Origin of the sequence: Vibrio sp. 1F253, assembly GCF_041439295.1 — a bacterium.
Taxonomy (GTDB): Bacteria; Pseudomonadota; Gammaproteobacteria; order Enterobacterales; family Vibrionaceae; genus Vibrio; species Vibrio tasmaniensis_A.
In genome coordinates this window covers 1-6110 of record NZ_JBGONU010000093.1, presented here as the reverse complement: position 1 = coordinate 6110, position 6110 = coordinate 1, and the positions used below count along the sequence as shown (strand labels likewise).

4 protein-coding genes are annotated in these 6110 nt (G+C 34.0%); all 4 read right to left on the bottom strand.

Translation table 11 applies throughout. The features are described 5' to 3' along the window. Positions 1–284: 284 nt before the first annotated feature. On the bottom strand, positions 285–2999 hold the full coding sequence (locus ACED28_RS22485; RefSeq protein ID WP_371710792.1) for a TM0106 family RecB-like putative nuclease: 2715 nt from the start codon (positions 2997–2999) through the stop codon (positions 285–287). A gap of 644 nt (positions 3000–3643) precedes the next feature. Next, on the bottom strand, positions 3644–4834 hold the full coding sequence (locus ACED28_RS22480) for an MFS transporter (protein WP_371710791.1): 1191 nt from the start codon (positions 4832–4834) through the stop codon (positions 3644–3646). After that, positions 4821–5810: a hypothetical protein gene (locus ACED28_RS22475; RefSeq protein WP_371710790.1), complete on the bottom strand. Its 990-nt coding sequence runs from the start codon at positions 5808–5810 to the stop codon at positions 4821–4823. Before ACED28_RS22475 ends, ACED28_RS22480 begins: the two co-directional genes overlap by 14 nt. Then, positions 5800–6110, bottom strand: a 311-nt coding sequence (locus ACED28_RS22470; RefSeq protein WP_371710789.1) for a hypothetical protein, incomplete at its 5' end; no start/stop codon positions are given. The genes ACED28_RS22475 and ACED28_RS22470, both read right to left, overlap by 11 nt.

The following is a 6110-nucleotide window of genomic DNA, read 5'->3' as shown; positions in this document are numbered from 1 at the left end:
TGAAAAGCGAAATGTCGCTTAGCTAAGTGTCCAGTCTGACTGGAGCAGATCAAAGATCACCGTTGTCAGCAGTAGTCGATTTGCACGGAACTGGACAGTTCCTTCCATCATGATTGTTTTGTGTCAAGTTTACTTTATGTAGAATTCACGACAAAGTATGCGTTATCTTGCCCGTCTACGAATCACTTTTGCATCATTTTAAGATACCTACACCTAATAGTAGCACTATCTGACCAGAGAAAACTCTGTGAATATCAGGCTCATTATTCACTTTTAAATGCGATTTACGATAATAACTTTGCAAGTTCAGTATACTTTGACCTCGACTTTGTTTTGCATCTAGCGTGACTTAACATGTAATTCAAAAAGCCAATATCTTGAAAGTGACAGGATTGATAGATGCTCATTAAAATAGAATAGTCTGCTAAATGATTATATCTGAAGCTTTTTATGTTTTTATTTCTATGTTTTGAAAGTAGTTTAATGGCATGTTCTGCATACGTATTATGCCAAAGAACATTATCATGATTAATAAACTCAAAAAAACATGACTGATATCGAATAAACCTATTTCTGTATTTTTCTGCGGCTTCAGACTTAATTTTCATATTCTTGATTTCATTGATGGTTATTTCTACCTCTTTTTTCCCAGTTGAAAGATGGTCTTTATTATAGCCGTAACATTCTGCTATATTAATGATACCTTTTAATGTGCTAGAAATAACATTACATATTTTAATTAGTTCATCATCAAATGGGTTCTTTAGTAAATCATTGTTAATGTCTCTCATAAAATGAATAAGACACTTTTGTTTTTTACAGTTTATACTGTCATACCCTGAGAAAAAATCAGTTACTAAAACCCCTCTAAATCCTTTTAATAACTCTAATAAAAATTCACTCTTCCGATCTTTTCTCATGATAGATACAGATCGAAACCCATCTGTAAATATCCAGCAATAGTATGTACCAGACGCTAACTTAAAAGGTGTCTCATCAACATAAAGTACCTTTCCTCTAGTCAGTTCTTTTAGGTCTTTTAATACTAATTCACGAAGTATATCTGCAACATGCCGTTTAAATGTAAATATCGTGGCACTACTTAAGTGTATGTCATAGAAATCTCTCAGGTTATTATTTATTTGACTTAGACTTAGCCTATTGTAGATATATTGATATACCATCCAAATTTTTATAGTATTGCCTATTCTAGCTCGTGATGCTGGGTAACTTTGGGGTATAAATACGAGTTGGCAATCTTGGCATTTATATTTTTTGGTTTTGAATTGAGTAACCCAGCGCCGGACAACACCATTCTCAATCTTTAAGTCCAATATGGTTTTGCTTAATCCATTGGCTTTTTTGAACACGCGCTTACTATGACAGGAAGGGCATTTACTTTTTCTAGAGTATTTCACATGGTCTACAAAGTCATAAAAATCAACCTTACTATCTATGGTTTTAGTTCCATGTTTAATTTTGTTGTACTCCCTTTCCCTTAAGGAAAACCTTTCTTTTAAATAGTCAAAATATGCATAGTTCATTACTTCTTTAATTTCACTATTTGCATACCCATTACGAATGTATTTAGTATAACCGAAGTCTATTTGCTTAGATATGTCATCATTTGTTATATACTCTTCATCAAATTTTCTATTTCCGCTATTAATGTTATTAATGATTGATTTTATATAAAAATAAACAACCATCAGTGCATGGCAATCGTTGTTATTGTAAAGTACAAGGTCAGACTTAAGTCTATTTGAATTATTTAACTCCCAGAGAACTCTTGAAGATATACTATCTTTTCCATTCTTTACTTTACTTGTCCATTCGTAGTTAAGGTGCCTTGCAATATCTTTTAAACTATTTGTATAACAAGGAAAAATTATTTTGTTCCTAAATATACTAAGTAGATTAAAAGATGAAGAAATTATTTTATTTAATTTTTCTTTATAATTCTCATCCAGAAGTTTAATAATTTTCTTGAAGTAATTTATCTCATAGTTTCCATAGTGATAAATGGTAATAAAATTAAATCTAAATATGTAGTCCAAAAACCTCTTGATCATAAGAATCTCATCATCAAGTGAGTTTGCCCAAAAGTGTTTTGTATAAGTTCTATCCCCCTTTTTTATAATGCAACCTATGAGATAATTAGAGTTTTCCTTAGGAAGCCCTTCAATATCTAAGAAAATCTCTACTAGAGAATCCGGAAATTCTACTACCTCATTGACTATTACTTTTTTCTCTCTAATAGCATAGGCTCTCATAGGGAGAATGTAGGCAATAGAGTCTTTTCTTTGATGATCTTTTCTAGCGCGAAACTTGTAAGATAACTGATTAACCGTAAATATACCTCTTTTATTGTAGTTCTTAATTATCTTGTCATTAATCTCTGGGAGAATACTTAAGTTATCGTCTTTTATCGCTGTACGTTTACATGAATCTTGAAATTGACAAATTTTACAATGTGTATTTATTTTAATAGGTGGTTTTGATGTTATATTCTCTATATTGAGTAAAATGGCTTCAATGTCCTTACTTGTCTTTATTAAAGGTACTTTACTTAATCTCAAGTTGCTTTTTAGCACCAATATCCCCTCAATATTACCATCACAAAGACAACCGAATAAGCTACTTATTAAGTTTGCGTTATTAATAATGTGCTTTGGTAATTTTGTTGAGTTTATTACAACAATTGGGTATATAGAGCGCTTTCCATTTTTTACTAGGTTTTTTATATAGTCTATTTTTAATTTAATGCCTTTTGCTATGAAGGTTCCACCTATAAGTATTTCTGTATCATTATAATTTGAATCAATATCGAACTTGGATTTTATATTATTCTTGTGTTCAAATTTAGTTCTGGAATCTTGAGTTAGAGAGCTCTGATGAATATCAAGATCTACTTTACAATTTTCATGTGTTATTTTATAGAACTTGAGCGGGCAGTCAAAATATGAACTAACAACATCACTCTTAATAATTTTACTCATACCATACGACCTTATGATGAACGACTTGATTACTCTCCATAATTATTATTTCAGTTTGGAGATTGAATCAAACCGTTTGATATATCCTTTAATTTTCATATAGATACTAGGTTTGATGGTTAGAATTCATAGTTTGTCGTTTGTATATGCTTTTTTGACAAACGCCTTCTAAATAGTTCTGTTTCGTGATGATCGGCCATCGATGACAACGGTGGCATTTTGGGCATTTTGCGATACCAGAGGTTATCGGTAACGCAAGAATAAGGCCGAAGAGGTAGTAAATAACAAATATCCAATTACGATTTATCGTCTCAAGTAAGCTTGCATGATTATGCAAGCATGACTTTTGGCTAGAAATGTTAAGAAGTGACAGCTTTTGGGAGTTTTCTGTCACGTTCTCTCAGCGGGTAATCATGAGAAAAAGTACGATGATTCCAGTGGCAAGATCTGCCACTGAGTAATTACGTTGACGCAGAAAGGGGCACTTTCGAGCTAGAGAGTGCTTCGGGTAAAATTCAGCCTATGACGGTACTGGACGAAATCTAGCAGCATCAATAATTACACTGTTTAGGCCAAATAGAATTCGTCCGCTTGCTTGTCCTGTTACCAAAGCGAGGAGGTATGAGTTCTTGTACACACTCCAATCACTCTCTACGTATCAAAAATATCATGCTTAAGAATGTAGTAACTGAAATGACTATTAAGGTAAGTTCAATTAACTCAACTAGTGATGCAAAAGCAAACAGCAACATTCCCATAGGTATTGCGGTATTCATCCAAAGTTGTTCCTTAGCAGCAAAAATCGATAGTTGATTAGGGGATAGCTCATTTTGAACTTTCGTATCCCACTTCACACCACTCATAGTGGTAAATAGAGCTCCAATAAGGCCAAACATCGCGATTATGTAAATGTTCATTTGGCTATTGAAAGCCAACAATTGAATAGTAAGGAACAATAAACATAGGAAGTGGACACCTTTCCATTTTACGTTGGTAAGCTTTCCTGTCATAACGGAAGCCGACCCTAACAGAGAACCCACTGAAACTATAGTCGCAACAAGTGCCCATGAATATTCTGAATGATTTTGTATAATTAAGAAAGGCCCCGCACTACCCATAAACCCAATACAAACTGAGGCAAAGAACCAACTTCTTATACCATTCTCAGACCAAACTGGAATCATAGACATCTTATTTGAGTTGGCATCAGGTTTGGGTGTTTCTGACTCGCCAACTGAATTGACTTGCTTTTCAAGATCCATTAGGGAAAACATAAGTAAGGCGAAGCCAAAAGTAATAACATCAACCAATAGAACTAGTTCGAAGCCAAGAAATATAACTATCGTAGCGCCAACTAATGGCCCAAGGATCCCAAAAACGTCACCCATAGCCGATAGGATTGAATTACATCTCTCCCTTTCCTTTTCTAAAGTAATTACTGGTATCAACCTGTATGAGGAAGGGGCGAAAAAAGATGAAGCTATACCGTATATAAAAGAAGATACTGCCATTGCTACGATATCATTACTATAAACGTAGATATAAAGAAGTAAGCCAAGCTGCGTCGATAGCTTAAAAAAATCCGAGACAAGGATTACTCTCTTAAGGTTAACAAAACTTGCTCTTCTATATTGTAAAGTCCCTAAATATCTCCCTAACCATAAAGATATAAGCACTATGCTAATACCTACGCCTGACGGAGATATCTTTACAGATTCGATGGCAAAGGCTATTGGTATTATAGAATTCCCTATAGAAGAAACAAACGAGGCGATACAAAAAAGGAAAAAGTTTCTACTAATATTGCCCAATAGTTTTAATCTAATAGCTTTCATCTGTACACCCTTTGATTATTAAGCCTTCTTTCAACCCGAATAATAGGAAGTCCATAACTTGACTCTCAGGAAGCTCTAGTTCATTAGATATTTCCCTTGCGTTAAGGAAGAACTCATTTTGAATTAATTTAAGTATCAAAGAATAAATAGGCTTCAATTTTATTCGCTTTTTCGGTGTAATTAACACATCATAAGAGCCCATCGATTTTAACGGAGGAAAGTGGTTATAATAAGCCCTTATATTAGTTGTTTTTTTAAATAATTCAGGTGCGATAGAATACGGCAAACTACTACCTACTCTAGGTTTCAAAACCTTCAACTTTTCTTCCAAGCTCAACTGGTCATATGTCATATCATTATACCCCTCAAATGCAACTGTTAAATGCATTGTGAGTTCACCTAAACCGTAAACATTATGTTGCTTACCTCTAGGGTAAAACGCCATATCACCAACGCTATAAGTGATATTTGGCGTAGTGTTATCATGATTCCATTGTTTCTTTCCCATAATTTGGAAAATAATAAAGGGGTGGTCATCAGCATGCATCAAAAACGCTGTTCCTTCTGAGCATGTTACATAACACTGTACCCAGCACTTAACACCATACTTTGATTCAATATACTCCTGAACTAACCTTGCTTGGGGTATATAGTCATTCATATGATCGAAGACAAACGTTCCTCCTTTTTTCAAATATTGCACCACATTATCGCCATCAACTACTGAATGTTCGATAAGACCATCACCTATTCTCGACTCAATGAACATAGCTGGGTGGATATCCTTCCCTTCCGATATCAATCTCAGGTTGAACCTAGAACTTCCAACATTTAGTATTGAGTCGTATATTGAGGCAGCCAAACTCCTAAATTTTTCAGGTGTTACATGCGATGTCGAAAATGAATCTGAAGGTTTAATTCCAATATTTAACTCATCTATAGAGTTAAATATTTCTTGATAAAATTTAAAAAACATACACAGCGCCTATCTTGATCATTTTCTCGACTAAATTGGACTCGATTTTTGACGAAATTAGTTCTCTTAACACTACAGGTTTGGAGAATTTGAATTTCTTACTCAATAATCTATGTTTTTCTTCATCTGTTAATTTTATTTTCCCATATCGAGTCTCGATGTAACCACCTTCAAGCTTAAAACTACTAAGCGCTACTTTCGCGCGACCGCGACATAGAATTTTGATATTAGTTTTAAGGTTAGGATGGCTTTGTTGCGTAATTAAATTTAAAGATAGAACAACCCCGTTTCGCGTATTTC

Excerpts from the sequence above, each read along its gene's own strand:
- ACED28_RS22485 (WP_371710792.1), bottom strand. The coding sequence starts at position 2,999 with ATGAGTAAAATTATTAAGAGTGATGTTGTTAGTTCATATTTTGACTGC.
- ACED28_RS22480 (WP_371710791.1), bottom strand. The coding sequence starts at position 4,834 with ATGAAAGCTATTAGATTAAAACTATTGGGCAATATTAGTAGAAACTTT.
- ACED28_RS22475 (WP_371710790.1), bottom strand. The coding sequence starts at position 5,810 with ATGTTTTTTAAATTTTATCAAGAAATATTTAACTCTATAGATGAGTTA.